This is a genomic window from Pseudomonas sp. SBT1-2, from assembly GCF_028640875.1.
In the GTDB taxonomy this organism is placed as follows: domain Bacteria; phylum Pseudomonadota; class Gammaproteobacteria; order Pseudomonadales; family Pseudomonadaceae; genus Aquipseudomonas; species Aquipseudomonas chlororaphis_I.
Genome location: NZ_JAQZAA010000109.1, coordinates 223,723 through 247,552, shown reverse-complemented (window position 1 = coordinate 247,552; position 23,830 = coordinate 223,723). Strand labels below are relative to the sequence as shown.

Here is a 23,830-nt window from a genome sequence, read left to right as displayed (position 1 = left end):
CGGCTAGTCGATGGGGCCGATATTGATCAGCCGATCGCTGCCCAGCCCCGGCACCCTGGCCAGCACCCCGACCGGCGTCGCGGCGGAAAACTCGATCACATACCCCATGCCACTGCCGTCCTCCTCCATGGCCACGACCCAGCGCGCCACTTCGTCGGGGTTCAAGCTCAGCGCCTGCGCCACCCGGCGCTGGCGGCGCTCCTCGAGGGTTTCGTCGAGAAAGTAGTCGTTCATCTGGCGCAACCTCCGGCGGATGGCAACCCAGCCGGGCCTGGCAAGGCCCTCACAACAGCTATTAATCCATTCTCGGCAAAAGTCGAATTCAGCTCGGCGCGCCATGACGAACGGCAGGCTTTATCGCCAATTCCGGACGGCCGGTTTTATCCGCGGCCCACAAGCGAGTTTTCTTTCAAGCGTTTCAGAAAGGGCCTAAAGCGTCGCGCCGGGGTGGCCCCCTAGCATGGGTGGCTGATCCAGACAGCGAAGCCGCCGATGCGTTTACCGACATGCGTTTACTGAAAAGCTCCGCCCCCGAGGCACGGCATGCGCAAAGTGCCCATGACGCCGAAACCCGGGTGCGTATGGCGCTGCAACGCAACAGGTCGAGCATCGAAGGCTTGGAGGAGCTGCTGCGTGAGCACTACACGATCAACAGCGATCGGGAGATTCTTGCCGCCGTCAGAAACGGTGACTGGGTGCTGGTCACCGACAGTTCCGCCGCAACAGCCAGCGGCGGCCTGGTCTGCCCCGCCCCGGAACCGGACCCGGTCTACCTTCGGCCAGACCCCTGGCCCGATCCCGTTCCCCGCACCGACCTGGTCTTCGCCAAGTCCATCAGCAGCGTCCCTTGGGGCACCACCCAGGCCGGCACCGCCAGCGAGCCCGCGGGCAATTTCGGCAAGACCATGCTCATGGCATCCTCGGCGACCGAGGTCGGGCTCGGCAGGGTCGCCGGCGAGCTGCTCCTCAGGAGTTTCGCCTGGTCACTGCAGATGGCCGGCACCGCGGCCAGGACCGTCGGCGGCCCGGCGGGCCAGGTACTGCTCCTGGCCATGACCCCGACCCGGCTCGGCGACGATTCCTTCTACAGCGAAGAACAACTGCGCGAGCTGCGCGCCGCCACCACCCGGGTGCGCTTCCAGTTCCGCCGCGACAGCCAGGGCGTGCTGCAAATCCACGGCATCCACACCAGCGCCCAATCGGGCCAGGACCGCGTCCCGGTGATCAAGGCCCGCTGGAACGCCGACAAAAACGCCATGCAGGCCCACCTCGGCACACTCACCATCACCTGGACACCGCACAACGGCCCGGTCATCACCGCCCCGACAGCCTACCCGAGCGTGACCGACGAACTGGCCCGTCTCATGGTCCACCCCATCGCCGAAGGCGGCGACAGCCAACTCCAGGGCGCGCCCCTCGACGAGTTCAAGGTCGAAGACTGCATCATCACCTTCCCGGCAGACAGCGGCATTCGCTCGTTGTACCTGGTCTTCGCCAAGCCCATGGTCAACCCGTTGGAGGTTGGACCGGCGAATGATCTGAGCAGTAGAAGTGCGAAGGATGGGTTGGATATTGATCACATACCGTCGCAAGCGGCGTTGAGAGTTTTCTTGAAAGCAAATAATCCTCGTATAACCGAGGGACAGCTAAACGCCGCCCTGCGAAAGGCTCCAAGCATTGCAATTCCACGCAAAGTGCACCAAAAGTACAGCGAGACATATGGCGGCAGAAACACAAAGCTCCAGCAGTCCAAGGATGCCGCCGACCTGCGTGAGGCGGTGGACACTAATCTAGATACCCTCAAGCCCTTCTTGCTAGAAGAAGGCCTCACCGACGAGCAGATCGAAAAGGCGCGAACCGACCTGCATAACCTCCATCAGGAACAAGGCTGGTATTGAAATGAACGCCGCAATGATTGATGACCTGGTTAAAAGCCTTGGCCGCACCTATCCCCAAATGATTGCCTCCGGGATGTATCTTCTCGGCGAACCTCCAAAAGGTATGTTCGAGGATGTCGATACCATGGCCATGTGGCCTGAGGCAGGTATTGAGCTTGAGTTCTGGGCCAGCACTCAGCGCTTTGAGGCTTTGTATATCTCCCTGCAGAAGAGCTTCCCCGAGGAGTCAATCTACAAAGGAAGCCTGCCCTACCAACTCATGCCGAGGATGAGCCAAGCTTGGGTTAGATCCCGGTTTGGTTCGCCATTGGAATCAGGCGCACCTTATAGAATCCCGGTACTAGGCATGACAGGTGGCTGGGATGTTTATCGCCTCCCCGGCGTTCCGAAAAGTACTCAAGTAGCGTTCAAGTACAACGTTGAGATGGACGTGGAGATGGTGGTGTTCGAGTTGAACGAAAAATCACGCGCTTAGTTCTACTCGAACAGCACGGCTATAGATATGAACGCCGCCATGATTGATGAACTGGTTAAAAATCTTGGACGTACTTGCCCCGAAATGATTGCCTCAGGAATGTATCTCCCAGGAGGACCACCAAAGGGCATCTTTGATGACAGCGACAGGGTGACAGTGTCGCCGGAGCCAGGGATCGAATTGGGTTTCTGGGCCAGCACTCAACGTTTTGAAAACCTGTTCATTACCTTTCTTGAGGGTTTTGAAGGAGAGCCCATATACCGAGGGAGTCTTCCCTACCAGCTCAAAACGAAGATGAATCAGGCATGGATTAAATCTCAATATGGCGAGCCGCTGGAGTCAGGAGCGCCTTATAGAGTGCCTATCTCCGGCATGACAGGCGGCTGGGATAGCTATCGTTTACCAGGCATGTCCAAGAGCATCCATGTGTTGTTCAAGTACACCGTTGAAATGGAAGTGGAAGGCATCGTTTTCAGGCTGAACGAGAGATCACATGCGTAGTTTTGCAGGAGGTACCGTGAACGAGGAAATGAACGCCGTCATGATCGATAAGCTGGTTAAGAACCTTGGCCGCACCTACCCCGAAATGATTGCCTCCGGAATGTATCTTCCTGGAGGTCCGCCAACAGGTATCTTCGACGACAGCGATACCTTATCGATGGCCCCTGAATCGGGTCTCGAGATGGGGTTCTGGGCCAGCAATCTACGGTTTGAGACTCTCTTTATCAGCTTGCTCGAAAGCTTCGAGGGAGCATCCACCTACGGGGGAGGACTGCCCTACAAACTTGAAACTCGAATGAGCCAACAGTGGGTACGATCCCGTTTCGGAGAGCCTTTTGCATCACGAGCCCCCTTCAAAATGCCCATTAGAGGTATGACAGGTGGGTCTGATACCTATCGTATTTCGAGCATGCCTAAAGAGACCCAGGTGGTTTTCAAATACAACGCCGAAATGGAGGTTGAAGATGTAGTGTTCGAACTGAACGAAAGATCACGCTCTTAGTTCTGCTGGGGCAATGCTGGTATTTGGTATGAACGCCGCATCGCCTTCGGGAAGGTTTTCCAGTTGATCAGGATGCGAAATTACAAACCAATAGGAAGATGGCATGACAGTAGATAAAGCCTGTCCGGTGGTGCTACGGAGCAGTGAAACCCTAGAAATTCTGGCGTTTGAGCATCCGTTGGCAGGTGTGCAATTGGTCAAGGGTAGCGTGGAGCCCGGAGAGTCGACCGAGACGGCCGCTGCTCGAGAGCTGTTCGAAGAAGCCGGGGTTCAAGGCAAGGTGGTACGAGATTTGGGGGTGTGGCGCTCGCCTATAACCGGACAGATGTGGGCATTCCATGAGTGTCATGTCGCGCAGGACCTCCCTGATACCTGGGTTCATCACACTGAGGATGACGGCGGGCGTGAGTTCAGGTTTTTCTGGCATCCATTAATGAGTGACCCCTCTGAAGCCTGGCATCAGATTTACAAAGATGCTTTGGGGTTTATAAGACGTAGTCTCGCAAAAGCACCCATGGAGAATTGACAGCCAATCGCCTCTTTACGGCACGTCCATTTATGCGGCAACAATCCGGCAATCTCACTCACCCGCCCCCTCCCCTCAATCCCCGCGAATATAGTGCTCCAACTGCCGAATCAGATCCGCTTGTTCGACAATCGCTTCCTTCACCAGATCGCCAATCGACAGCAAGCCGATCAGTTGCTCGCCTTCCAGCACCGGCAGGTGGCGCAGGTGGCTGTCGGTCATCACGGCCATGCAGCGTTCGATGCTGTGCTGGCTGTCGGCGGTAATCACCGGGGCGCTCATGATGGCGCGGACTGGGGTGCCTACCGATGAGCGGCCTTGCAGTACTACCTTGCGGGCGTAGTCGCGTTCGCTGATGACGCCGACCACCTGGCCGGCTTCTATCACCGGCAGTGCGCCGACATTTTTCTGCGCCATCATTTGCAGTGCTTCGAGCACCATCTGGTCCGGGCCGATGCTGTGCACCTGGCGGTGTTCCACGGCCTTCAACTTCAGCAACTGAGCAGCGGTTTTCATGGGCGTCTCCGATACTTGGGCAACAGGGGTTCCGGCCCCGCGCCGGGTGGCGCGGAGTCAGGCATGGATCTGGATTGGCTAAGGCGTGCGGCTTAGCGCACGCCGATTTCCACCACGTCGCCGCGCAGCCGCGCCGGCCATGTGCGCAGGCGTTGCTCCGGGTATTCCAGGCAGGTGCCGTCGGCCAGGCGGAAGTGCTGCTTGTACAAGGGCGAGGCGATCACCAGTTCATCCTTGATGCAGCCCACCAGGCCGCGGCCGATCACGTTGGCGCCGGACTGCGGGTCATGGTTGTCGATGGCGTAGAGGGTCTGTTGCGTGGCGTCCGGCAGGTAGATCAGCGCCACCTGGGCACCGTCGTGCCAGACCACCACGCCGCTGTGGCTGACCAGGTCCTGGCGGCTGCACACCGCCTGCCACTGCACGCCGGGCTGTTCGGCGAATCCGCTTTCGATAGGTTGCAGGCTTGGCGACAGGCTCATCAGAGCACCTCCTCGGTGACAGGGATCAGGTTGAGTTCGGCGGCCATGATCGGCCGGCGCTGGCCGCGTTCCTGGACAAAGTGAATGTCCGGGTCGGGGCGCTGGTCGTTGACGAAGGTGCGGAAGCGCTTGAGTTTTTCCGGGTCTTTGAGGGCGTTGGCCCATTCGCATTCGTAGCGGTCCACCACCAGTTGCATCTGCGCTTCCAGTTCGGCGCCCAGCCCCAGGCTGTCGTCGATGATCACCGCCTTGAGGTAATCCAGGCCGCCCTCCAGGCTCTCGCGCCAGACCGAGGTGCGTTGCAGGCGGTCGGCGGTGCGGATGTAGAACATCAGGAAGCGGTCGATGTAGCGGATCAGCGTCTGGTCGTCGAGGTCGGTGGCGAACAGTTCGGCGTGGCGCGGACGCATGCCGCCGTTGCCGCAGACGTACAGGTTCCAGCCCTTCTCGGTGGCGATCACGCCGACGTCCTTGCTCTGCGCCTCGGCGCATTCGCGGGTGCAGCCGGACACCGCGAACTTCAGTTTGTGCGGCGAGCGCAGGCCCTTGTAGCGGTCCTCGATCTCCAGGGCCATGCGCACGCTGTCCTGCACGCCGTAACGGCACCAGGTACTGCCCACGCAGGACTTCACGGTGCGGGTCGACTTGCCGTAGGCATGCCCGGTCTCGAAACCGGCGGCGATCAGCTCGGCCCAGATATCCGGCAGCTGGTGCAGCTGGGCGCCGAACAGGTCGATGCGCTGGCCGCCGGTGATCTTGGTGTAGAGGTCATATTTCTTCGCCACCTGGCCGATCACGATCAGCTTGTCGGCGGTGATTTCACCACCGGCGATTCGCGGCACCACCGAGTAGGTGCCGTTCTTCTGCATATTGGCCATGAAGGTGTCGTTGGTGTCCTGCAGCGGCACCAGGGAGCGGTCCATGATCGGCTGGTTCCAGCACGAGGCGAGGATCGAGCCCACCGCCGGCTTGCAGATATCGCAGCCGACATGGCCACGGCCATGCTTGGCGAACATCTCGTCGAAGCTGAGGATGCCCTCGACCCGCACCAGCGCGTACAGCTCCTGGCGGGTGTAGGCGAAGTGTTCGCACAGGCTTTTGTCGACACTGACGCCGCGGGCGATCAGCTCGTGCTCGAACACCTGCTTGAGCAGGCCGGCGCAACCGCCGCAACCGGTGCAGGCCTTGGTCTGCGCCTTGAGCTGGCCGAGCTCGGAACAGCCACCGTCGATGGCCGAGCAGATCGCGCCCTTGGTCACGTTGTGGCAGGAACAGACCGTGGCCGACTCGGGCAAGGCGCCCGGGCCGAGGGTCGGCGCGCCGGCGCTGGACGGCAGGATCAGGCCTGCCGGTTCGGCGGGCAAGGCGATGCCGTTCTGCATGTATTGCAGCAAGGTGTCGTAGTAGCTGTTGTCGCCCACCAGCACCGCGCCGAGCACCTGCTTGCCGCTGGCATCCACCACCAGGCGTCGGTAGCTGGCCGTGGCTTCGTCGATGAACTGGTAGCTGCGCGCCCCCGGGGTCAGGCCCTGGGCGTCGCCGATGGAACCGACATCCACCCCCAGCAGCTTGAGCTTGGTCGACATGTCCGCGCCCATGAAGGGTTCGCCAGGCTCGCCGCACAGCTGCGCGGCGACGCTGCGGGCCATCTGGTAACCCGGGGCCACCAGGCCGAAGATGCTGCCGTTCCAGCTGGCGCACTCGCCGATCGCGTAGATATGCGGGTCGCCGCTCAGGCACTGGTTGTCCACCACCACGCCGCCGCGCGGGCCGATCTCCAGGGCGCAATCGCGGGCCAGGGCGTCCTGGGCGCGAATGCCCGCGGAGAACACAATCAGGTCGGTTTCGAGGAAGTCGTCGCCGGCGAAGTTCATCCGGTAGCGGTACTGCTCGCCGGCGCTGATCGACTGGGTGCCCTTGCCCAGATGCACGCCGACGCCCAGGGCTTCGATCCGCGCCTTCAACGCGCGACCGCCCTGCTCGTCCAGCTGCACCGGCATCAGCCGCGGCGCGAACTCCACCACATGGGCTTCCAGGCCCAGGCTCTTCAAGGCGTTGGCCGCCTCCAGGCCGAGCAGCCCGCCGCCCACCACCACGCCGCGCCGGGCATTGGCGGCCGCGGCGCGGATGCCGTCGAGGTCTTCCAGGGTGCGATAGACCAGGCGCGAGTCGCCCTCGGCGCCCTCGATCGGCGGCACGAAGGGATAGGAACCGGTGGCCAGCACCAGCTTGTCGTAGTGCACCGGGCCGGCGGCGGTGACCACCTGGCGATTGGCGCGGTCGATGCGCAGCACCGCCACCCCCAGGTGCAGGGTCAGACCCGGGGTCTGGTACAGCGCAGCGTCGCCCAGGGCCAGGGATTCGGCGTCGCGACCGGTGAAATACTCGGACAGGTGCACCCGGTCGTAGGCGCGCATCGGCTCTTCGCTGAAGACGTGCAGGCGGTACTGCTCGAGGGCGCCGCGCGCCACCAGTTGTTCGACGCAATGATGCCCGACCATGCCGTTGCCGATCACGATCAGGGTTTTGTGTGTGTTCAAAGGGGCAACAATGGCATTCATAAATAGCACCCGACCCAAGCCAATCACGGTTTTTTTAAAGCAAAAAAAAGCGCCTGAAACCTCACGGTTTCAGGCGCCTTTGCCTGTTATTTGCGGTGTGCGATCGGGCTGCTGTGCCTGATTCACCGAGTGCCCATGGCCTGTTGGCCGATCGATCCGCGTTGACCGATGGGGCGGCCCGCCCGCGACATGCGCGGTGGGGCGTTATCGGCTGTCTTGCAGCCTTTGTGCCAGGCTGCGCCGCACGCCTTGAAACGCCGTGCTGGCGGGCTTGCGCGGCCATTCTGCAAGGCTCCCGGATAGCCTGCCCTGGGCCAGGAATCGCCTTAGCCTGGTGCAAGGTCGGGTCGGCGACGCCTTATAAAAGTGCAAATCCACCGCCGCGCCCCAACTCAGCCAATAGAAGCCAGACGCTGCAAGAACGCCGCGCGCCGCTCGCGGTCCAGCGCCTCCTTGACCAACAACTGCGGCAACAGCGCCTCGGCCCGTTGCCCGTCGAGGATAAACACCCCGTCGTCGTCGCCGATGGCGATATCCCCCGGGTTGACCCGCACCCCAGCCACCTCGATGGGCAGGTTGACCTTCCCTTGCTGGCCGATCCCCCGGGTGGTGTAGGCGCTGACGCCACGGCTGAACACCGGCAGGCGATGCTCGCGCAGGGCGGCGACATCGGTGACCGCGCCCTCCACCACCACCCCGGAAAGGCCCTTGATCAACCCGGCCAGGGTCCGCAGTTCGCCCCAGCAGGCGCACTCCTCATCGCCCACGCACTGGATCACCAGCACATCCCCCGGTTCGCTGAGCAGCAGCGCATCGCGCAGGATGGCGCCATCCGGGGCGAAGACCTTGACCGTGACCACAGTGCCGAGCATGCGCAGGCCGTCGAACAGCGGGCGGATACCGCGCAGGTAACCCTCGTCGCCAAAGTGGCCAAGGGTCGAAGGCGCGATGCCGCGGTAATGCTCGAGCAAGGCAGCACTGGCGGGTGGTTGGCGCGGAGCGATCATCGGCATTTCCTCGGGCGCAGCAGCGGGCAGGTGGAGCAGTATTCGGCGGGCTCAGTGGCCTCGTAATAGAAGCAGCAGGTGCGGCGAAAGCGGATGCTCTTGCCCTCCTCCAACTGCGTCGGCGGGCGGCGGAAGTGCCGCAGTGGGTTGTAGTCCAGGCCGAACAGCGGCGGTGCGGCCTCGTGCAGCAGCCAGTCGAAGTCCGCCTCATGACGCAGGCGGATCAGCGGGTCCTCGACCTTGCTCATGCGTTTTTCGTACAGCGAATAGACCCGTACCGCGGTGTTTTCCCAGAGGATGCGCCGGGAAATGCCGCTGACCCGGTTGAAGGTCTGCCACAGCGGCGCCAGCACTCCGGCGAACAACGACTCGACAATGGACGCGCGCCAGGTTTCGCGTTCGCCCGCGGCATAAACCTGCGGAGCCCGGTCCGGCAGCGGCATCGACGAAGTCCAGAGGCCGTCGTCGTGGCCGTACTCGATCACGCAATCGTCCAGGGACAGCAGCAGGCCCTGGTCGCACACCGACATGGCGTACAGGCAGGCGCCGGTGGCGAGGAAGGAAAAACGCTTGGCCAGCAGCGAGGCGGTGATCCCTCGGGTCGGCGAACCGATCACCGGCCCCAGCTGGTCGAGTAGCGCGATACAGGTTTCATCGTCAAGCAAGGCCCGGGCACTGAGGGAGCGCTGCCGGTCACATTGCGCCATGGGTTTCAGGCGCAGCGACCCGGATAGCACGCTCCAGTCTTGCGCGTTGAAGGCGGCTTGCAGGCTCATTGCGGCAGTTCCCGGCCAAAGGGAATGCACAGCGGCGTGCCGAAAAACGGATCGGGGATGATCCGGCAATTGAGGTCGAACACCTGCTTGACCAGTTCCTCGGTCAGAATCTCTGCCGGCCGGCCCTGGGCGAACGCGGTGCGCTGGTGCACCGCCACCATATGGTCGGCGTAGCGGCAGGCCAGGTTGAGGTCGTGCAGGACCATGACGATGGTCTTGTTCTCCTGGCGATTGAGCTCGCGCAACAGGTCCAGCACCTCGATCTGGTGCGCCAGGTCGAGAAAGGTGGTGGGCTCGTCGAGCAGCACGATCTCGGTGTCCTGGGCCAGGGTCATGGCGATCCACACCCGCTGGCGCTGGCCGCCGGACAAGGCGTCCACCGGCCGCTCCGCCAGGGCCTGCACGCCGGTCTGCAACAGGGCGCGCTCGACCATGGCTTCATCCTGGGCCGACCATTGCTGCATCCAGTTCTGGTAGGGATAACGCCCCAGGGCCACCAGCTGGCGCACGGTGATGCCTTCGGGGGCGCTGGGCATCTGCGGCAGGATCGCCAGTTCCCGCGCCACCGCCGCGGTGGATTTGCGCTGGATATCCTCGCCATTGAGGATCACCGAGCCCTGCTGCGGCTTGAGCAGCCGCGCCAGGGATTTGAGCAGGGTGCTCTTGCCGCAGCCGTTGCTGCCGATCAGCACCGACACCTGGCCCGCCGGCAGTTGCAGGTCCAGCCCGTCGATAATCACCTGGCGCTGATAGCCCAGGGTCAGTTGCTGGGTTGCCATCGAGGACATCGGGAATTCCTTAGTGCCGCTGGTTGATCAAAAGATAAAGAAAGAACGGCGTGCCCAGCACCGCGACGAAGATCCCCGCCGGCAGATCCAGGGGCAGGAACAGGGTGCGCCCGATCAGGTCGGCGAGCATCACCAGGTTGGCGCCGACCAGCGCCGCCATCACCGCTTGCCCGGCGAAACCCGGGGCCACCAGGCGCTTGGCGATATGCGGCGCAATCAGCCCGACAAAGGCAATCGCCCCGCCCCAGGCCACCGCCGCCCCGGCCAGGGCCACGCTCACCAGCAGCAGGCCGGCGCGCAGCCACTGTACCCGCACGCCGATGCCCTGGGCCAAGGCGTCGTCCAGTTGTTGCACCCGCACCTGGCGCGCCAGCCACACCAGCAACGGCAGGATCGCCAGCAGCCAGCCGCCCAGGGCCCGCGGCTCCGGCCAGCTGGCGCCGTAGACGCTGCCGGTGAGCCAGACATAGGCCGACAAGGTGGTGGTCAGCGGGCTGAACACCAGGACAAAGGTGGTCACCGCCGCCAGCAGCGCCGACACGCCGACGCCGATCAGCACCAGGCGCAGCGGCGAGGTGCCCTGCTTCCAGGCCAGCAGGTAAATGGCCAGGGCCGCCAGCCCGGCGCCGAGCATCGCCGCCAGTGGCAAGAACTGCGGGCCCAGCAGCAGGGAAAAGAACGACAGGTACAGCACCGCCGCGGCACTGGCGCCGCTGGTGATGCCCAGCAGATCGGGGGACGCCAGCGGGTTGCGGATGATGCTCTGCAAAATCAGGCCGGACACCGCCAGCGCCGCGCCGACCAGGGCCGCCAGCAGCAGGCGCGGCAGGCGCAGTTGCTCGACGATAAACAGCAGGCGCTCATCGCCGCCGTGCCACAGCAGCTCCAGCACGGTCAGCGGCGACAGCTTGAGTTTGCCCAGGGACAAGGCGCCGAGCATCACCAGCGCCGTCGCCAGCAGCGCCAGCGACAGCCGCCACAGGGTCGCCAGGTCGATGCGCCGCGAGAAACCGGCGCTGCGCAGGGTCAGGGTCTTACTCATAACGACCTCCACGGCGCGCCAGGAAAATAAAGAACGGTGCGCCGAACAACGCGGTCATCACCCCCACCGGCACCTCCTGCGGCAGGATCACCAGGCGCCCCAGGGTGTCGGCCAGCAGCAGGAGGATCGCTCCCAGCACCGCGCACCCCGGCAGCAACCAGCGGTGGTCGATGGACAGGCCCTTGCGCACCATGTGCGGCACCAGCAGGCCGATGAAACCGATGCTGCCCGCCAGCGCCACCGCACTGCCCGCCAGGCCGATGATCAGCACGCTCATCAGCCAGCGGATCAACCCGGTGCGCTGCCCGAGGCCGATGGCGATGGCTTCGCCGGCGTTGAGCACATTGACCTGCCCGGCCAGCAGCAACGACCCCAGCAAGGCCAGCAACACGCCCACCAGCAGCGGCGCGGCCAGCGCCAGGTCACGCTCGGACAACGACCCGGCGAGCCAGAACAGCACGGTGTCCAACCCCTCCTCGTTGACCACCAGCAACGCCTGGCTGAAGGCGGAAAACAACGCGGTGATCGCCGCCCCGGCGAGCACGATGCGTAGCGGGTTGAGGCTGCCCTGCCCGCGATTGCCGATCAGCCACACCAGGCTGCCGGCCAGCGCGGCGCCGATAAAGGCGCACCACAACCACTGGCTCATGGACGACAAGGCAAACAGCGACGAGCAGAGGATGATCGCAAAGGTCGCCCCGGCATTCACCCCGAACAGCCCCGGCGACGCCAGCGGGTTGCGGGTCAGCGCCTGCATCAGCGCCCCCGCCACCGCCAGGCTCGCGCCCACGGCGACAGCCATCAGGGTGCGCGCCAAGCGGCTGCTGAAGATCAACTGCTGGCCGGCGCTCAGGCTGTCCGGTTGCAGCAGGCCCTTGAGCAGTTGCGACGGCTCGATCCAGGTCGCCCCGGCCGCCAGGCTCAGGCCGGCGCACAGCAGCAGGACGACACACGCCAGGCCGAGTTTCAGGCCACGGCTCATGAAGGCGCCACCAGGCGGGCAATGTCGTCGAGCATCAGGTTGGCGCCGAGGATTCCGCCGGAGAAACTCCAGGCGATGCCATCCACCCGCCACACCTGCTGCTGTTGCACGGCGCGCAGCTGCTGCCAGAACGGGTAATGCACCAGCCGTTCATAGTTGTGCTGCACCGCCTGGCTGTCTCGCTGGAATACAAAAAACAGGTCGGCATCGACCACGGGCAAGTTCTCTTTGCTGGTGAGTTTGATATAGGTGCCGCGGGACTCGCGGGCGACCGGGTTCCAGGCGAAGCCCAGCTCAGTGAGCACCGAGCCGGCGAAACTGCTCGGCAGGTAACTGCGGATATGGTCTTCGCGCACATCCAGCACCGACACCGTAGGCGGCCAGCGCCCGGCGAAATTTGCCTGCAACTGCTCGCGCAAGCGCGCCACCCGCTGCTGCCATTGCCCCAGCAGGCTGCTGGCCTGCTGTTGCCGGTTCAGGGCCGCGCCCATCAGCGCCAGGGTGCGCTTGAACTCGAAGACTTCCTCGAGCATCAGCACCGTGCCCATGCGCTCGAGCAGCGGCGCGATGCGCTGGTGGCGAAAGCGCGAGGCGACGATCACGTCCGGCTCCAGCAGCACGATGTCCTCCAGGCTGGGCTGGGTTTCCAGGCCGACATGAGGAACATTCGCCAGCGCCGGGCGCAGGTAGCGGAAGGTCGGTTTCTCGCTCGACGACTCCACCACGCCGCAAGGCGTCACGCCCAACGCCACGGCGCTGTCGGTGGCGCCCTGGAACAGGGTGACCAGGCGCAACGGTTCGGCGCGGGCGATCCGGGGCAATGCCAGCAGCCCCAGGGACAGGCGCAACAGCGTGCGCCTGCAAGGATGGAGCAGCGGATCAGGCATCGGCGGCCAGCCGCTGGAACGGGTTGACCACTTCGCCCTTGCCGAACGGCATGCTGCCCGGGCCGCCGGCGCGTTCGATCATCGGCGTCAGCAGCAGCTTCTGCGGCCAGCGCGGCGCTTCGAACAGCTGGTGCCTGATCATCGCCCGCGCCTCGTCGTCGAAGTCGATGCTCTGCAGCAGCCCGTCCAGTACCTGGCGCAAGGCGCTCCACAATGCAGTCGCCGGCAAGGCGTAGACCTGGGCCAGGGTGTCGATGATCGCCCGCACGTTGACCTGGATCGCCAGGGTCTGCAGCCAGAACAGCAGGTCCTCGGGACGCTGGTGGTACAGGGTGTTGGCGTGGCCTTTCTTGATCCGGTACTCCGGGTCGGCCATGCCGTTGCGCTCCAGCCACGGCACGAAGATGCGCAGCGAATCGTGGTCGCGCAGCAGCAGGCCCTGGGCCTGGCCGGCCTTCCACACCAGCACCGCGTTCTGCCCGTGCACCTCGCCGAGCATGCCGAGGCGGAACATCCGCAGGTTGACGTCGAAGAAGCGCTGGCACAGCTCGCTGAACAGGGTCAGCACCGAAGCCTGGGTCACTGGCAGTTGGCGGTACTGCATCCATTCATCGAAGAAGTGCCGGTTGCTGCCGGGCAATGGCGTGCCCAGGGCGGCCATCGGCAGCAGGCGGCAGTCCGGGTCGTCGAGCAAGGCTTGCGGGTAACCGCGGACCATCGCCGACAGGTGCCGCGGCGCCTCGTCGAACAGGGTCGCCTGGGGCGGCATGAAAGCCCACCACTTGCTCTCGTCGCACAGGTGCAGGCTCTGCTCCAGCACCGGGTCGAGGCGCCGTACCTGATGCAGCAGCGCCTCGCTGAGGCCGCCGTTGATCATCTTCACCGCCGGCAGGTAACGCGAGGCGCCCAGGGAGTAGATGGCCATGGGCAGCTTCAGGTAGTCGGCGCTGGCGAAACAAGGGGTCATCGAGCGCAGCGACGAAGTAGCGAACACCGTGGCTTCGCTGAAGTCCAGGCGCTGGCAGTCGCCACGGGCGAAGGCATCGCCCAGTTGCGCCTGCAACACATGCTCGAACTGCCACGGGTGCACCGGCAAGGCTAGGTGGCTGTCACCGATACCGCGCTCGCGCAGTTCACCGGCCAGGCGTGCCTGCAAGGCTTCGGGCAACAGGTAGCGCGCCGGGTAGACCTGCTCCAGGTCCGTCACGCCCTCGCCGCCTTGCAGCAGGTCCTTGCGCACCGCCACCCAGTTCAGCGCCACCGGCTGGGCGAACTCGGCCTGGTACTGCTGGTATTCGGCCTGCAGCAAACCCTGCTTGGCCTTGGCCAGCGGGTGGTACGGACGATCGCGCAGCGAAGCCCACTGCTCCATGGTGCGGAAAAAGGTAGCGCCGTCCTGGGCCATCAGGCCCTGGTGGTCGACCCGGTGCTCCAGGGACAAGGCGGTCTGCCAGACGCTGATATGCAGCACTTCGAGGAACAGCGTCAGGCCCTTTTCGTTGTCCTGGAAACGCGGGCCCATGCCGGTGAATACGCGGCGCATGAAGTCCACCGGGCCCAGCGCGGTCCAGCGCTGCTCCTGGCGGGCCAGCACCTGCGTGCCCGGGACCTTCTCCCACTGCTGGGTGATGCCCGGGCGCAGGGCGATGCTGATAAAGCGCTGCTCCTGGGCGTCGCAGCACCATTCCCAGATCCGCTGCCGGGCATCCGCGCCTTCAAGGGCTGGGGCTTCAGGATGGGCCTGGCGCCATTGGCTGGCCGTCAGCAACGGCAAGGGTTCGCGGCCAAAGAAGTCTTCGGCCAGCAGGCAATCGATCAGGTCCTGCATCACCAGTTCGGCGGCCATGGTTGTGAAGTTCATCGGATCAGTTTCCTTCTAGAGAAAGGGTGGCCAACCTGGCCTGGAGAGCACGAAAGGCAATGCCGCGTTCGTCGCCGAGGACAAAGGCGCGGACCCCGCGCTCGCGCCAGCGGCCCAGATCGCCCTGCTGTCGGGGAATCGCGCAGTACGGCACGCCGGCATGGTCCGCCGCCTGCCAGGCATCGAGCAGGGCCTGCTGGACCGCCGGCTGGTCGATCTGCCAGGGCGTGCCGAGGGATTGCGAGAGGTCGGCCGCGCCTTCGAGAATCATGTCCAGGCCCGGCACCGCGGCGATCTGCGCGGCGTTGCGCACGCCGGCGGCGCTTTCGATCATCGCCACCAGCATGATCTGTTCGTTAGCCTCGGCCACGTACTGCGCCAGGCTGTGCTTGCCGAAGCTGCCGGGGCGCCCGGCGTTGAGGCTGCGCTGGCCCAGCGGGTGGTATTTGCAGGCGGCAATCGCCGCCTGCAACTGCTCGGCGGATTCGATCATCGGCAGCACGATGCCCTGGGCGCCGCCGTCGAGCAGGCGCAGCAGGGTCTTGGGGTTGAGGTCGGCGACCCGCACCAGCGGCGTCAGCTCATATGCTTCGGCGGTGCGGATCATGTGCTCGACGGTTTCCGGATTGATCAGCACGTGCTCCATGTCGATGATCACGAAGTCGAACCCGGCCTCGGCGATCAGCTCGATGGCCGCCGGCGCCGGGATCGAGCTGATCAGCCCGTACACCGCCTGCCCGGCCGCCAGTTTGCGTTTCAGCTGGTTGCTTCTCAGCATGCTTGCGGCCTGTAGGCGTGGAGTGGATTGGGCACCGACTTGAAGCGCCGTTCAACGTCGCCCAGCAGGCGGCGCTTGGTCAGCTCTTCCACCTCGTAGCTCGGCGCGAACACGTCGAACAGGCCGAAACGGTCGCGGTGCTGGGGATGGGCGTTCTGGTAGTCGAGAATTACGTCGGCGGTCATCTGCCAGAACTGGCCTTCGTCGAGCGGGTAGTGCTGGCGCAGGAAGATCGCCATCTCCGCCAGGCAGATGAAGAAGAAGCAGTCGCAGGAGAAATCGCGCACCGCGTTGACGTCGTCGGTGAGGATGAAAGAGTTGCGGTTGAGCTTGGCGTGGCTGGCCGGCAGCGGCACCAGCTCCGGGCACAGCTCGGGACGCGCCAGGTGCGCCGGCGAGTAACGCACGCCGTCGTGGAAGTCCTTGAGGGCGATGCGCTGCGGCCAGCCCTGTTTGACGATCAGCACGATGTTCTGGCCGTGGGACTCCATGCCGATGCCTTCGGCGTAGAGCATGTGGATGATCGGCGGCACCGTCACCTGCAGCAGCTGGCGGGTCCAGGCCTGCAAGCCGTACTGGCGGATCCAGGCATCGATGAACGGCTGCTGCGGCCCCGTGCCGTAGCGGTTCTCCACATGGCTCAGGCCGTTGAACGGCACGGCCTGCTCGTCGGCCTTCAGGTACTGATGGATGCTTTCGCGCCAGATCGCCCCCAGGGTGCCGTAGGCCTGGGGCCCGCGGGACTCAGGGAGGTGCTGGTAGTCGAAGCTGACCCCGGCCACTTCGCCGAGGATCACGAAGTCCAGCTGGCGCGCGGTGCTGTCGCTGGCGATCAGCTGTTGCAGCCAGTCGGTGATGATCGGCCCGTTCATCACTGTGTGCCGGGCCAGGATGCGCGTGCTGGAAGTGTTGGTCATGCTCATCGCCAGCTTGACGTAGGGCCGCTGCTTGGCCGTGGCGTTGGCCAGGGTGCGGATCGACTGCTGGGCCTTGTACTGGTCGTCCGAGGTGCCGAGGTAGATCAGCTCGCCGCTGAGCAGCTCCGGGTAGAAGGTCGAGACAATCAGGTTTTCCCACTGCCACGGGTGCACCGGCAGCAGTTGGTAGTCGTCCAGCGCCCGGCCCTGGCTGGCCAGTTGTCGCTCGACCTGCTGCCAGCGTTCGGCGCCCAGTTCCTGGCGGATAAAGGCCGGGAAATCGAGTTTTTGCGAATGGTTGAGCGAGGCCCGGTTGCGCGCCACCGCCAGCCACACCACGGCGATCGGCGTGGCGAACTCCGGGCCGTAGGCCTGGTTGTCCGCCAGGGAAAAACCGATGCGCGACTTGTAGCACGGGTGGTAGCTGTGGGCGTCCATGAAGTGCTGCTCCAGGGCGTCCACGTCCAGCTGGTGGGCCGGCTTTTCGGCCTGGTACCCCTGGCTGCGGGCTTGCAGGTCCTTGAGCTGGGTCTGCTCCAGTTCCTGGATGAAGCGCCCCAAGTGCGGGCTGTCCTGGTAGTCGCCGAGCAGCTCGGCCAGGGCCTGGTGCAGGTCCGGCACGCTGCGCTGGCCGTGGCTGTCGAAGCGTTCCAGGCTGGCGGAATCGAGGCGGATCAAATCGAAGCTGGCGCTGAGCAGGCCGTTGCAGTGGTACTCCACCCGCTCCTGGCGGCCATCGACGCCGAGCACCACAAAACGCCGCTGGCCGCCGTCCAGCGGCTGGCTGTCGAACGCCAGCACGCCTTCGTACAGCAGGGTCTGCAACAGCTGGCCGACCACCCGCTGCTGCACTTTTTCGTCGATACGCCCATCCACCGCGGCCAGCCAGGCGCCGGGGCTGGAGTGCTGGCTTGAGGTTGTCGAGATTGCAGTCGCCATGTTCATACCTTGTGCAAAGAAGGGTTAACGGTGTTCGAGCGCGCCGGGCACTGCCTCGGCGGTCTCGTCGGAAAGGGGAAAACGCCAGGCACAGGGCAGTGCCAGCAGGATCAGCAGGCCGGTGACCACGAACACCTCGCTGATGGCGCCCGACATGCCCGCCTGCTGGGCCTGCAAGCCACCATCGACGAGGCGAAACTCCAGCCACAGCGAGGCGATGACAATGGCCAGGGACGACACCAGGCGCCGCGAGATGTTGTTCATCGCCGCGCCCTGGGTGACCATCGGCTCGGGCAAGGCATTCAGCCCGGCGGTGGTCACCGGCATGTAGGACAGGCCCAGGCCGGCGCCGCGCAGCATCATCAGCACGAACACCAGGCCGATCGCCGCATCGGCCCGGAGCAGGCCCAGGGCCAGGGTCGACAGGCCGGTCAGCAGCAGGCCGATCGACACCACCAGCCGCGGCCCGTGGCGATCCAGGGCGCTGCCGCCCATGCGCCCGAACAGGCTGGCGAACACCGCGGTACAGAGCAGCGCCAGGCCGGTCCAGAGGGCGCTGTAGCCGAGCACCGTCTGCACCAGCAACGGCAGCAGCACCAGGCACTCGAACATGCCCACCGACTGCACCACGGCGATGATCACGCTCAGGCGATAACCGCGCAGGGCGAAGATCCGCAGGTTGAGCAACGGCGCCTCGCGGCGCAGCTCCAGGCGCACGAAGGCCACCAGGCACAGCAGCGCCACCAGCAGCATGCCCAGGTTCATCGGGTCCACCAGCCCGGCGGCGTGGTGCAGGCGGCTGATGGCGATCATCAGCAGGCCGATGCCCGAGGCGATCAGCAGGTAGCCGGCCAGGTCGAACGGCTTGCGTTCGGCCGGTTCGGCAGCCGGCAGGACCGCAAGGCCCATCAGCAGCGCGACGACGCCGATCGGCACGTTCATCAAAAACAGCGAGCGCCAGCTGAACCACTCCAGCAGCAGGCTGCCGCACAGCGGGCCCACCGCCGGCGCGAGCATCACCGCCGCGCCCCACAGGCCAGTGACCCGGCCGCGCTCGTCCTTGGCGTACACCGAGAAGATGATCGCCAGGGACAGCGGGATCATCAGCCCGCTGGCAATGCCCTGCACCACCCGCGCGGCGATCACCAGGGCAATCGAATCAGCCAATGCACCGAGCAGCGAACCGCCGATGAACAGCGCCACGCCCCACAGGTACAGGCGCCGGCGGCCCAGGCGCTGGCTGAGGAAACTGGTCAGCGGCATGGTCATGCCCATGCTGGTCATGAAGGCCGCGACTATCCAGGTGGCCATCAGCGGGCCGATGGCGAACGCCTCCATGAACGCCGGCAGCGCCGGGTTCAACGAGCTGTTGTTGAGGCTGACGGTCAGGGTGCCGAGCAGCACGTTGACCACCACCCAGCTACGCGGTGCGTTGAAGCTCACAGCGCGGCTCCTTCGAGCAATTCACCCTGGCGCAGGAAGTGCTGCGCCGGCCGTGGATGGCAGAGGAAATCGGCGTGGGAAATGTTGTAGCCATAGGCCCCGGCCATGGGCAGCACCAGCAGGTCGCCGACGCTGACGCCCTTGAGCGGCTGGGAGCGGCTCAGCACATCCTTGGGCGTGCACAGCTGACCGACCACGGTCCAGGCCTGCTCCGCGGTGTGCGCCGGCTGCGGCGTGCGCGGCAGGTGAATCAACGGGTGGTTGTGGCTCTGCGCCGCGGGCAGGCGGAACTGGTGGGTGCCGCCGCGGCACACCAGGAAGTGCTCGCCATGGCTGGTCTTGGTGTCCAGCACCTCGATCACGTAGTAACCGCAGAAGGCGCTGATAAAGCGCCCCGGCTCGAAGCGCAGGATCGGCGCCTCGCTGCCCTGCTCCGCCAGCCGGCGTTCCAGGTAGCGGCACAGGCGCTGCCAGTCGAACTGCTGGCCGCTGAGGTAATCGACGCCGATGCCGCCGCCGACATTCAGGTGGGTCAGTTGTTCGGGGTGCGCCGCCAGGGCCTTCCACAGCGGCCAGCGTTGCAGATAGAAGTCCAGCAACTGCTCATGGCGCTCCACCGACTGCTGGTGGGACATGGCGTGTACATGGAAACCCTTGAGGCGCAGATGGCTGGCCCGCTCAACTCTTTGCACGGCCTCGGCCAGTTCCGCCTCGTCGATGCCAAATGGCGTGGCGGTGCCGGCCATGGCCAGCCGGCTCGACTGGTTCTGCGGCAACTGCGGGTTGATGCGGATGAATACCGGCTGCACCCGCCCGACTTCCACGGCCAAGCGTTGCAGGCGCTCGATCTCGTTGAGGCTTTCCAGGTGCACCGCTTCCACCTGCTGGGCCAGGGCCGCGCGCAGGTCGGAATCGAGCTTGCCGGGGCCGGAAAACACATAGGGCTTGCGAGTCGGACAGGCCACCACCCGCTCGATCTCGCCGCCCGAGGAAATCTCGAAACCGCTGACCAGCGGGGCCAGCGCCGCCAGCACCGGCGCCTCGCTGTTGGCCTTGATTGCGTAATACAGCTCGACCCCGGCCGGCAACGCCGCCATCACCCGGCGCACATGGGCCTGCAAGGCATCCAGATCGTAGATAAAGGCCGCCAGCGGATCGGCACTGCCGGCCCGGGCCTGGTCGATGGCGTTCAGGACTGCCTGGGACAACTCAGCCATAACGGGCCTCCTCGCTCCACGGCGAACTCAGGTTGACGTAGCCGGCCTGGCGATCGGCCTTGGCGGCCAGGCGCACCTTGAGGTTGGTCTTGCAGGCAATCGGCTGGCCGGCGATCAGCGCGTCCAGCTCCGGCGCCGGGCGCACCAGCTCGTCACGGATGCGCCGCAGTTGCTGCTCGACCCGTTGCCACATCAGCGGCGCCAGGTGCGGGCGTTCCCAGCTCAGGGCCAGCACCGCTTCCGACAGGTTGTTGATCAGCAGGCAGTAGGTAATGCGGCTCCAGCCCTGCTCGCGGGAATACAGCAGCGACTGGCGCACCCGCGGGTGCAGGCCGACCTCGATCTGCGCCATGCCCAGCTCATCGGTGAGCTTGACCCCCTCGAAGTCCCGCAACAGCAGCTGTTGCGGCTGGCCCTGGTCGTGGATCAGCACGCTGTTCTGCAGGTGCGGCTCCATCACCACGCCGTGGTTGAAGAACAGCGCCAGCACCGGCCGCAGCAGCAGCGCCTGGTACTGGTCGAACCAGTCCACCAGTTGTTCGTCCGCCAGTGGCTGGGCGTTGAAGCCTTGCAGGAAGTCATGCACCAGCGGCCGCGAATGGATGTCGCGGGCAAACAGGGTGCCGGCCATCACGCTGCGCTCGGCGCCGGCGCGGCGGCAGAAGTTCTCCCGCAGGATCGCCCCGGTCTGTTCGCGGAACCAGTGGGCATCGGCTTCGCTGGCCTGCAGCGGCGCCCAGCTCATGGAACCCGGCTCGGCCACCGCCGACAGCCCGCCCAAGGTTTCGGCCTGGGTCCGCTGCAGGCGCTGGAACAGCTGGTCGATGATCAGTGTGCTTTCCAGCTCGTACCAGGCGTTCTTGCGCACGCAATTGGTGATGCGCACGTTCAGCGAGCCCTTGATGAAAAAGTCGTGGTTCTCGATGTACCAGGTGCGCATCGATGCCGTCGGGCTGGCGAGCGGCCCGGTGGCCCCATGGTCGACCACCTCGCCCAGCTCCAGCAGGCGCTGCACCCGGCGGTCCTGCATGAACAGCTCGGCCTGCACCGGGTGCATGCAGATCATCGCGTGCCCCGGGCGCGCCCGGCCCTGGTCGGCGAAACCGGCCATCACCTGCTCCTCGCTGAGGCCGCTGGCGGTCACCCGCAAACCCTGGCGCGGCACCTCGAACAGGTGCAGCGCGGTCTCGGCCTGGAATTCCGGGGCGTAGGTTTCCTGGGCCAGGTGGGCCGGCCACAGCCGCGCCTTGGGCGCCGGGTGGTTAGGGTGACCGAACCACAGGCCCTGTTCGCTGGCCAGGTAGCCGCTCAGTGGCGCCGGGCCCTGGCCGTCCATGTTGTGGGCGACGATGGCGGCGGTCAGCAGCTGGCTTTGCAGGACCTGGTCCAGCAGCTCGTCGTTGCTGGCCCGGGTCATGTGTTCGCAGGCGCCGAGCAATTGCTCGACGAACTCGGCGAAGGCCAGGCAACGCCAGGTCTCGCCCTCGCGCCGGGCATACACATCCGACAGGTAACGATGGCTGCCCAAGTGATCGCGGCGATCGACCATGACGAAGAACTGCTGCTGGTTGGGCAGGTCGATGGTCAGCGGGATGCCCTTCCATTCCAGGCCGTCCAGGTAACTGCCGGGGGCAATGCCCTGCATCTGTGTCGGCCAGCTGTAACTGAGGCAGTTTTCCGGCAAGGCGAACTCTTTGATCAGGCAATTGAGCAAGGCGCGTGTGGTCGCCAGTTCACTGACCATCTTCGATAAAACATGCTTTGATGAAACATCGCGATCTGAATAATTCATAGGTGCTCCACAGTAGCCCGTGCGGTCACTGGCTGCGTAATGTCGCGGCAAATGGTTAGTTGCTCTTCGGCCACACTGAAAAGCCGACAGATACCCGTCGGACGAAATCGTCCGCTTACACTTTCAAATAAAAATTTTCATCTGACAGTTTTTTCTATCAGGAACTTAAAGTGTGAAAAACGACACACTTTTATCGACTTCGGTTAATCCCCGAAACAGCCCTTCAAGAACGGCTCTGCAATAAAGCGTCCGCCACTGCGCGGGTAAACCGCTGGATAACCTGCTGGCACTGTTCGTCGTCGATGACCAGCGGCGGCAACAGGCGAATCACGTTGCCCCGGCGTCCGCCGCGCTCCAGCAGCAGGCCCTGTTTGAAGCAGTGCTGCTGGATGGCCACGGCCAGGCTCGGGTCCGACGGGAAATGCCCGTGACGGTCGGCCGGCTGGCGCTCGTCGACGATCTCGATGCCCAGCATCAGGCCGCGCCCGCGCACCTGGCCCAGGGCCGGATAGTTCTGTTGCAAGGCCATCAATTGCTCCTTGAGCCACTGCCCGCGGCGCTCGGCCAGGGCCGCGATGTTCTGCTCGCGCAGCACCTGCAGGGTCGCCAGGCCCGCGGCCATGGCCATCTGGTTGCCGCGGAAGGTGCCGGCGTGGTTGCCCGGCTCCCAGGCATCGAACTCGCGCTTGATGCCCAGCACCGCCATCGGCAGGCCGCCGCCCACCGCCTTGGACATGACGATCATGTCCGGCTCGATGCCGGCGTGCTCGAAGGCGAACATCTTGCCGGTGCGGGCAAAACCGGCCTGCACTTCGTCGAGGATCAGCACGATGCCGTGCTTGCGGGTCACTTCGCGGATCGCCCGCAGCCAGCTGGCCGGCGCGCAGTTGACCCCGCCCTCGCCCTGCACGGCCTCGAGAATCACCGCCGCCGGCAAGGACACGCCGCTTTCCACGTCCTCGATGAACTGAGTGAAGTAATGGGTCAGCGCCTCGACCCCGGCCTCGCCGCCGATGCCCAGCGGGCAACGGTATTCGTGGGGGTACGGCATGAACTGCACCCCCGGCATCAGGCCGGCGATGGCGTTCTTCGGCGCGGTATTGCCGGTCAGCGCCAGGGCGCCGTGGGTCATGCCGTGGTAGGCCCCGGAGAAACTGATGACGTTGTGCCGCCCAGTGTGGGTCTTGGCCAGTTTCAGCGCCGCTTCCACCGCGTCCGCCCCCGACGGCCCGCAGAATTGCAGGCAGTAGTCGCGCCCCTGGCCCGGCAGCAGGCTGAGCAGGGTTTCGCTGAAGGCGTCCTTGACCGCGGTGGTCAGGTCCAGGGTGTGCATGGGCAGGCCCGAGGCCAGGAAGCTGTCGAGGCTGGCCATGATCGCCGGGTGGTTGTGCCCCAGGGCCAGGGTGCCGGCGCCGGCCAGGCAATCCAGGTAGGTCTTGCCTTCGACGTCGGTGACCCAGACCCCGTGTGCCTTGGCGATGGCCAGCGGCAACTTGCGCGGATAACTGCGCACATTGGATTCGAACTTGCCTTGCCGGGCCAGATAGTCGGCATTGGTTTTTTGCAGAGGACTAGTGCGCAATATGCCATCATTCAACATCTGTTCACCCTCGTTAAATTCGACATGCAAATTATTATCATTAATAAAAAGGTGCAACTGCTTATTCGAACTTATTTGGAAATTTACATAGCCCTTCCAGTGCATAAGTTAAATAGCGCGCACACGCCAACAACCAAGTTGATAAACCTGGGAAAAGTCATTAACGATGCCATGAGTTAGCCATGTTATTGCCATCTTCCTGACAACTTCGTTAGTTGCCATTAAATGGCCAATACCTCATTCAAGAGGCCGGCAAGTTCATCATGTAATAACGGGCATACATCCTTCCTCGACCGGGGAACCGGTCATGGCCGATCGATACGGCGGCGCGCCCTTCCCT

At 64.7% G+C, this 23,830-nt stretch carries 22 protein-coding genes; 5 read left to right on the top strand and 17 right to left on the bottom strand.

From position 1 onward, the window contains the following. Positions 1 to 3: 3 nt before the first annotated feature. Positions 4 to 234: a hypothetical protein gene (locus tag PVZ78_RS24765; protein ID WP_016705200.1), complete on the bottom strand. Its 231-nt coding sequence runs from the start codon at positions 232 to 234 to the stop codon at positions 4 to 6. Positions 235 to 464: 230 nt separating this feature from the next. On the opposite strand from PVZ78_RS24765, the gene PVZ78_RS24760 reads away from it, so the two are divergent. The 5 genes from PVZ78_RS24760 (at position 465) to PVZ78_RS24740 (ending at position 3,902) form a co-directional block, all read left to right on the top strand. Beyond that, complete coding sequence (locus tag PVZ78_RS24760; protein ID WP_273829421.1) at positions 465 to 1,898, top strand: S-type pyocin domain-containing protein; 1,434 nt, start codon at positions 465 to 467, stop codon at positions 1,896 to 1,898. Positions 1,899 to 1,911: 13 nt separating this feature from the next. Further along, positions 1,912 to 2,373, top strand: coding sequence for a DUF6392 family protein (locus tag PVZ78_RS24755; RefSeq protein WP_236643548.1), 462 nt, complete (start codon positions 1,912 to 1,914; stop codon positions 2,371 to 2,373). Between the two features lie 39 nt (positions 2,374 to 2,412). After that, the gene (locus PVZ78_RS24750; protein ID WP_051423573.1) at positions 2,413 to 2,874 is read left to right on the top strand and encodes a DUF6392 family protein; all 462 of its coding nucleotides are present in this window, start codon (positions 2,413 to 2,415) and stop codon (positions 2,872 to 2,874) included. A gap of 28 nt (positions 2,875 to 2,902) precedes the next feature. Beyond that, positions 2,903 to 3,376: a DUF6392 family protein gene (locus tag PVZ78_RS24745; RefSeq protein WP_273829435.1), complete on the top strand. Its 474-nt coding sequence runs from the start codon at positions 2,903 to 2,905 to the stop codon at positions 3,374 to 3,376. A 103-nt stretch (positions 3,377 to 3,479) separates the two neighbouring features. Further along, on the top strand, positions 3,480 to 3,902 hold the full coding sequence (locus PVZ78_RS24740; protein WP_273829420.1) for an NUDIX hydrolase: 423 nt from the start codon (positions 3,480 to 3,482) through the stop codon (positions 3,900 to 3,902). A 75-nt stretch (positions 3,903 to 3,977) separates the two neighbouring features. Here PVZ78_RS24740 and PVZ78_RS24735 read toward each other — a convergent pair whose 3' ends face one another. The 16 genes from PVZ78_RS24735 to PVZ78_RS24660 form a co-directional block, all read right to left on the bottom strand. Further along, positions 3,978 to 4,418, bottom strand: coding sequence for a CBS domain-containing protein (locus tag PVZ78_RS24735; protein WP_041983698.1), 441 nt, complete (start codon positions 4,416 to 4,418; stop codon positions 3,978 to 3,980). A gap of 92 nt (positions 4,419 to 4,510) precedes the next feature. Further along, entirely contained in the window at positions 4,511 to 4,900 is a 390-nt protein-coding gene (gene nirD, locus PVZ78_RS24730) for a nitrite reductase small subunit NirD (RefSeq protein WP_124324422.1), read from the bottom strand. Further along, the gene (gene nirB, locus PVZ78_RS24725; protein ID WP_273829419.1) at positions 4,900 to 7,461 is read right to left on the bottom strand and encodes a nitrite reductase large subunit NirB; all 2,562 of its coding nucleotides are present in this window, start codon (positions 7,459 to 7,461) and stop codon (positions 4,900 to 4,902) included. Before nirB ends, nirD begins: the two co-directional genes overlap by 1 nt. Positions 7,462 to 7,853: 392 nt before the next feature. Further along, positions 7,854 to 8,468 (bottom strand): RraA family protein, encoded by a 615-nt coding sequence (locus PVZ78_RS24720; RefSeq protein WP_273829418.1) that lies wholly within the window; start codon positions 8,466 to 8,468, stop codon positions 7,854 to 7,856. Further along, complete coding sequence (locus tag PVZ78_RS24715; RefSeq protein WP_273829417.1) at positions 8,465 to 9,244, bottom strand: IucA/IucC family C-terminal-domain containing protein; 780 nt, start codon at positions 9,242 to 9,244, stop codon at positions 8,465 to 8,467. The genes PVZ78_RS24720 and PVZ78_RS24715 overlap by 4 nt, the downstream gene beginning before the upstream one ends. Further along, entirely contained in the window at positions 9,241 to 10,032 is a 792-nt protein-coding gene (locus tag PVZ78_RS24710; RefSeq protein ID WP_009043984.1) for an ABC transporter ATP-binding protein, read from the bottom strand. The genes PVZ78_RS24715 and PVZ78_RS24710 overlap by 4 nt, the downstream gene beginning before the upstream one ends. Before the next feature lie 10 nt (positions 10,033 to 10,042). Then, the gene (locus PVZ78_RS24705) at positions 10,043 to 11,074 is read right to left on the bottom strand and encodes a FecCD family ABC transporter permease (RefSeq protein WP_038632590.1); all 1,032 of its coding nucleotides are present in this window, start codon (positions 11,072 to 11,074) and stop codon (positions 10,043 to 10,045) included. Beyond that, entirely contained in the window at positions 11,067 to 12,056 is a 990-nt protein-coding gene (locus PVZ78_RS24700; protein ID WP_273829416.1) for a FecCD family ABC transporter permease, read from the bottom strand. Before PVZ78_RS24700 ends, PVZ78_RS24705 begins: the two co-directional genes overlap by 8 nt. After that, the gene (locus PVZ78_RS24695) at positions 12,053 to 12,943 is read right to left on the bottom strand and encodes an ABC transporter substrate-binding protein (RefSeq protein WP_124313606.1); all 891 of its coding nucleotides are present in this window, start codon (positions 12,941 to 12,943) and stop codon (positions 12,053 to 12,055) included. Before PVZ78_RS24695 ends, PVZ78_RS24700 begins: the two co-directional genes overlap by 4 nt. After that, entirely contained in the window at positions 12,936 to 14,804 is a 1,869-nt protein-coding gene (locus PVZ78_RS24690) for an IucA/IucC family protein (RefSeq protein ID WP_273829415.1), read from the bottom strand. The genes PVZ78_RS24695 and PVZ78_RS24690 overlap by 8 nt, the downstream gene beginning before the upstream one ends. Positions 14,805 to 14,808: 4 nt before the next feature. Further along, positions 14,809 to 15,582, bottom strand: coding sequence for an HpcH/HpaI aldolase family protein (locus PVZ78_RS24685; protein WP_202338210.1), 774 nt, complete (start codon positions 15,580 to 15,582; stop codon positions 14,809 to 14,811). After that, positions 15,576 to 17,444 carry an IucA/IucC family protein gene (locus PVZ78_RS24680; protein WP_273829414.1) on the bottom strand — a complete coding sequence of 623 codons (1,869 nt, stop codon included), beginning with the start codon at positions 17,442 to 17,444 and terminating at the stop codon, positions 15,576 to 15,578. Before PVZ78_RS24680 ends, PVZ78_RS24685 begins: the two co-directional genes overlap by 7 nt. Before the next feature lie 18 nt (positions 17,445 to 17,462). Next, entirely contained in the window at positions 17,463 to 18,881 is a 1,419-nt protein-coding gene (locus PVZ78_RS24675; protein WP_273829413.1) for a DHA2 family efflux MFS transporter permease subunit, read from the bottom strand. Then, entirely contained in the window at positions 18,878 to 20,098 is a 1,221-nt protein-coding gene (locus PVZ78_RS24670; RefSeq protein ID WP_273829412.1) for a type III PLP-dependent enzyme, read from the bottom strand. Before PVZ78_RS24670 ends, PVZ78_RS24675 begins: the two co-directional genes overlap by 4 nt. After that, entirely contained in the window at positions 20,091 to 21,890 is a 1,800-nt protein-coding gene (locus PVZ78_RS24665; RefSeq protein WP_273829411.1) for an IucA/IucC family protein, read from the bottom strand. The genes PVZ78_RS24670 and PVZ78_RS24665 overlap by 8 nt, the downstream gene beginning before the upstream one ends. A 223-nt stretch (positions 21,891 to 22,113) precedes the next feature. After that, positions 22,114 to 23,490, bottom strand: coding sequence for a diaminobutyrate--2-oxoglutarate transaminase (locus PVZ78_RS24660; RefSeq protein WP_273829410.1), 1,377 nt, complete (start codon positions 23,488 to 23,490; stop codon positions 22,114 to 22,116). Between the last annotated feature and the right edge of the window lie 340 nt (positions 23,491 to 23,830).

Bases quoted from the DNA above. Each gene is read 5' to 3' on its own strand.
- PVZ78_RS24735 (WP_041983698.1), bottom strand. From the start codon at position 4,418: ATGAAAACCGCTGCTCAGTTGCTGAAGTTGAAGGCCGTGGAACACCGC.
- PVZ78_RS24665 (WP_273829411.1), bottom strand. From the start codon at position 21,890: ATGAATTATTCAGATCGCGATGTTTCATCAAAGCATGTTTTATCGAAG.
- PVZ78_RS24750 (WP_051423573.1), top strand. From the start codon at position 2,413: ATGATTGATGAACTGGTTAAAAATCTTGGACGTACTTGCCCCGAAATG.
- PVZ78_RS24660 (WP_273829410.1), bottom strand. From the start codon at position 23,490: ATGTTGAATGATGGCATATTGCGCACTAGTCCTCTGCAAAAAACCAAT.
- nirD (WP_124324422.1), bottom strand. From the start codon at position 4,900: ATGAGCCTGTCGCCAAGCCTGCAACCTATCGAAAGCGGATTCGCCGAA.
- PVZ78_RS24685 (WP_202338210.1), bottom strand. From the start codon at position 15,582: ATGCTGAGAAGCAACCAGCTGAAACGCAAACTGGCGGCCGGGCAGGCG.
- PVZ78_RS24670 (WP_273829412.1), bottom strand. From the start codon at position 20,098: ATGGCTGAGTTGTCCCAGGCAGTCCTGAACGCCATCGACCAGGCCCGG.
- PVZ78_RS24705 (WP_038632590.1), bottom strand. From the start codon at position 11,074: ATGAGTAAGACCCTGACCCTGCGCAGCGCCGGTTTCTCGCGGCGCATC.
- PVZ78_RS24700 (WP_273829416.1), bottom strand. From the start codon at position 12,056: ATGAGCCGTGGCCTGAAACTCGGCCTGGCGTGTGTCGTCCTGCTGCTG.
- PVZ78_RS24695 (WP_124313606.1), bottom strand. From the start codon at position 12,943: ATGCCTGATCCGCTGCTCCATCCTTGCAGGCGCACGCTGTTGCGCCTG.
- PVZ78_RS24680 (WP_273829414.1), bottom strand. From the start codon at position 17,444: ATGAACATGGCGACTGCAATCTCGACAACCTCAAGCCAGCACTCCAGC.
- PVZ78_RS24765 (WP_016705200.1), bottom strand. From the start codon at position 234: ATGAACGACTACTTTCTCGACGAAACCCTCGAGGAGCGCCGCCAGCGC.
- PVZ78_RS24710 (WP_009043984.1), bottom strand. From the start codon at position 10,032: ATGTCCTCGATGGCAACCCAGCAACTGACCCTGGGCTATCAGCGCCAG.
- nirB (WP_273829419.1), bottom strand. From the start codon at position 7,461: ATGAATGCCATTGTTGCCCCTTTGAACACACACAAAACCCTGATCGTG.
- PVZ78_RS24740 (WP_273829420.1), top strand. From the start codon at position 3,480: ATGACAGTAGATAAAGCCTGTCCGGTGGTGCTACGGAGCAGTGAAACC.
- PVZ78_RS24690 (WP_273829415.1), bottom strand. From the start codon at position 14,804: ATGAACTTCACAACCATGGCCGCCGAACTGGTGATGCAGGACCTGATC.
- PVZ78_RS24745 (WP_273829435.1), top strand. From the start codon at position 2,903: ATGAACGCCGTCATGATCGATAAGCTGGTTAAGAACCTTGGCCGCACC.
- PVZ78_RS24720 (WP_273829418.1), bottom strand. From the start codon at position 8,468: ATGATCGCTCCGCGCCAACCACCCGCCAGTGCTGCCTTGCTCGAGCAT.
- PVZ78_RS24755 (WP_236643548.1), top strand. From the start codon at position 1,912: ATGATTGATGACCTGGTTAAAAGCCTTGGCCGCACCTATCCCCAAATG.
- PVZ78_RS24715 (WP_273829417.1), bottom strand. From the start codon at position 9,244: ATGAGCCTGCAAGCCGCCTTCAACGCGCAAGACTGGAGCGTGCTATCC.